General features: G+C 55.5%; 1 tRNA gene and 2 rRNA genes. All 3 read right to left on the bottom strand.

Annotated elements, in window-relative coordinates:
• Window positions 1-92: 92 nt before the first annotated feature.
• Window positions 93-169 (bottom strand) — tRNA-Met (locus METY_RS20670).
• Window positions 170-242: 73 nt separating this feature from the next.
• Window positions 243-356, bottom strand: a 5S ribosomal RNA gene (gene rrf, locus METY_RS20665).
• Window positions 357-542: 186 nt separating this feature from the next.
• A 23S ribosomal RNA gene (locus METY_RS20660) occupies window positions 543-3,344 on the bottom strand.
• Window positions 3,345-3,387: the final 43 nt, after the last annotated feature.

The raw sequence follows: 3,387 nt of genomic DNA, 5'->3' as shown, positions 1-3,387 counted from the left end.
CCTTGCCCCCTTGCGGCGACCGTCCCCCGTTTTCCGCCCGTTTTGAACGCCGACAGCCCCGCTTTTTGAGCGGGGCTGTTTGTGTTTGGATTTGGTTGCGGGGACAGGATTTGAACCTGTGACCTTCAGGTTATGAGCCTGACGAGCTACCGGGCTGCTCCACCCCGCGTCATGTCCGGATCTGCGATCGACGGACGAAGGCTTTGGCTGAGCATCGTAGAGCGTTTTCGTGTGCTTCGCAGGCCTGGCGACGACCTACTCTCCCGCGCCTTAAGACGGAGTACCATCGGCGCAGAGGTGCTTAACGGCCGAGTTCGGGATGGGATCGGGTTTTTTCACCTCGCAAAGCCACCAGGCCGGCGAAGCACACGTTTGTCGAAGCAAGCTGGGTTTGATCTTGTCAGGATCGGGTCCGCGACGATCACCAGGAGTGATCGCGCTGGGAGCCAGAACGCTTGCGCGTTCGGCTGAGACGAACGCTGTCGCGTTCGCTTGAAGACAAACGCTTTGCGTTCGCTTCGGGATGAGCATGGATCGCAAGAACGATCAAGCCAATCGAACGATTAGTACCGGTAAGCTTCACATGTCGCCATGCTTCCACACCCGGCCTATCAACGTGGTGGTCTTCCACGGTTCTCAAGGGAGATCTCGTTTTGAGGGGGGTTTCCCGCTTAGATGCCTTCAGCGGTTATCCCGTCCGCACGTAGCTACCCTGCAATGCGGCTGGCGCCACAACAGGTCCACCAGAGGTGCGTTCATCCCGGTCCTCTCGTACTAGGGACAAATCCTCTCAAATCTCCGACACCCACGGCAGATAGGGACCGAACTGTCTCACGACGTTCTGAACCCAGCTCACGTACCACTTTAATCGGCGAACAGCCGAACCCTTGGGACCTGCTCCAGCCCCAGGATGTGATGAGCCGACATCGAGGTGCCAAACACTGCCGTCGATATGGACTCTTGGGCAGTATCAGCCTGTTATCCCCGGCGTACCTTTTATCCGTTGAGCGATGGCCCGTCCACGTGGAGCCACCGGATCACTATGACCGACTTTCGTCTCTGCTCGACTTGTCTGTCTCGCAGTCAGGCAGGCTTATGCCATTGCACTCAACGAGCGATTTCCGACCGCTCTGAGCCTACCATCGCGCGCCTCCGTTACTCTTTGGGAGGCGACCGCCCCAGTCAAACTACCCACCATGCATTGTCCCGGAGCCGGATGACGGCTCGCGGTTAGACGATCGTGACGATAAGGGTGGTATTTCAAGGGTGGCTCCACACGAGCTGGCGCCCATGCTTCAAAGCCTACCACCTATCCTACACATGCCAACACAATCGCCAATGCAAAGCTATAGTAAAGGTGCACGGGGTCTTTCCGTCTGACCGCAGGAACCCCGCATCTTCACGGGGAATTCAATTTCACTGAGTCTATGCTGGAGACAGCGGGGAAGTCATTACGCCATTCGTGCAGGTCGGAACTTACCCGACAAGGAATTTCGCTACCTTAGGACCGTTATAGTTACGGCCGCCGTTTACCGGGGCTTCGATTCAAAGCTTGCACCTCTCCTCTTAACCTTCCGGCACCGGGCAGGCGTCAGACCCTATACGTCATCTTGCGATTTCGCAGAGCCCTGTGTTTTTGCTAAACAGTTGCCACCCCCTGGTCTGTGCCCCTCGCACACGGTTGCCCGCATACGAGGCCTCCTTATCCCGAAGTTACGGAGGCAATTTGCCGAGTTCCTTCAGCATAGTTCTCTCAAGCGCCTTGGTATGCTCTACCAGTCCACCTGTGTCGGTTTCGGGTACGGTCTGATGTGGGAGCTATTTCCTGGAACGACCAGGCCGCCTTCGGAATCCAATAACCTCCGACGGCTTTCGTCATTCGTCACTACCCACTGGCTGGGGAATATTCACCCCATTCCCATCGACTACGCCTTTCGGCCTCGCCTTAGGGGCCGGCTAACCCTGCGCAGATTAGCTTTACGCAGGAACCCTTGGACTTTCGGCGGGAGTGTCTCTCACACTCCTTTTCGTTACTCATGTCAGCATTCGCACTTCCGATACCTCCAGGATGCCTCACGGCTGTCCCTTCGCAGGCTTACGGAACGCTCCGCTACCGCTCACCTTGCGGTGAACCCTAAGCTTCGGCTCGTGGCTTGAGCCCCGTTACATCTTCGGCGCAAGAACCCTTGTTTAGACCAGTGAGCTGTTACGCTTTCTTTAAAGGATGGCTGCTTCTAAGCCAACCTCCTGGTTGTTTTGGGATTCTCACATCCTTTCCCACTTAGCCACGAATTGGGGGCCTTAGCTGTAGGTCAGGGTTGTTTCCCTCTCCACGACGGACGTTAGCACCCGCCGTGTGTCTGCCGGATAGTACTTGCTGGTATTCGGAGTTTGGTTAGGTTTGGTAATCCGGTAAGGACCCCTAGCCCATCCAGTGCTCTACCCCCAGCAGTATTCGTCCGACGCTCTACCTAAATAGATTTCGCGGAGAACCAGCTATTTCCGAGTTTGGTTGGCCTTTCACCCCTAGCCACAAGTCATCCGAGACTTTTTCAACAGGCACCGGTTCGGTCCTCCAGTGCGTGTTACCGCACCTTCAACCTGCTCATGGCTAGATCACCCGGTTTCGGGTCTAATACGTCGAACTTCACGCCCTATTCAGACTCGCTTTCGCTTCGCCTACACCTAACGGCTTAAGCTTGCTCGACACATTAAGTCGCTGACCCATTATACAAAAGGTACGCAGTCACCCTTGCGGGCTCCTACTGTTTGTAAGCATCCGGTTTCAGGAACTGTTTCACTCCCCTTGTCGGGGTGCTTTTCACCTTTCCCTCACGGTACTGGTTCGCTATCGGTCGCTGAGGAGTACTTAGGCTTGGAGGGTGGTCCCCCCATGTTCAGACAGGATTTCACGTGTCCCGCCCTACTCGAATCCTTCCAAAAGCTTTTCTCATACGGGGCTATCACCCATTAATGCCCGACTTTCCAGACGGTTCTGATGAGATTTTGGAAGGCGTTGGCCTAGTCCGCGTTCGCTCGCCACTACTAACGGAGTCTCTGTTGATGTCCTTTCCTCCGGGTACTTAGATGTTTCAGTTCCCCGGGTTCGCCTTTGTTTCCTATGTATTCAGAAACAAATACCTCGTTATCAACGCGTCGTAATCCCACTCATCCAGATCACTCCGGATAAGTCGAATTACGAAACGTTGGAGGTGGGTTTCCCCATTCGGAAATCGTCGGATCAAAGCCTGTTCGCAGCTCCCCGACGCTTATCGCAGCGTACCACGTCCTTCATCGCCTCTCAGCGCCAAGGCATCCACCGAATGCTCTTAAGACACTTGATCGCTCTCACGATCGATGCTCACCCCCGCGAAAATCACACCGTGA

Origin of the sequence: Methylopila sp. Yamaguchi (assembly GCF_002897035.1) — a bacterium.
GTDB lineage: Bacteria > Pseudomonadota > Alphaproteobacteria > Rhizobiales > Methylopilaceae > Methylopila.
Note: the sequence above shows the minus strand (reverse complement) of the source record. Positions and strands in the feature narration are given on the sequence as shown.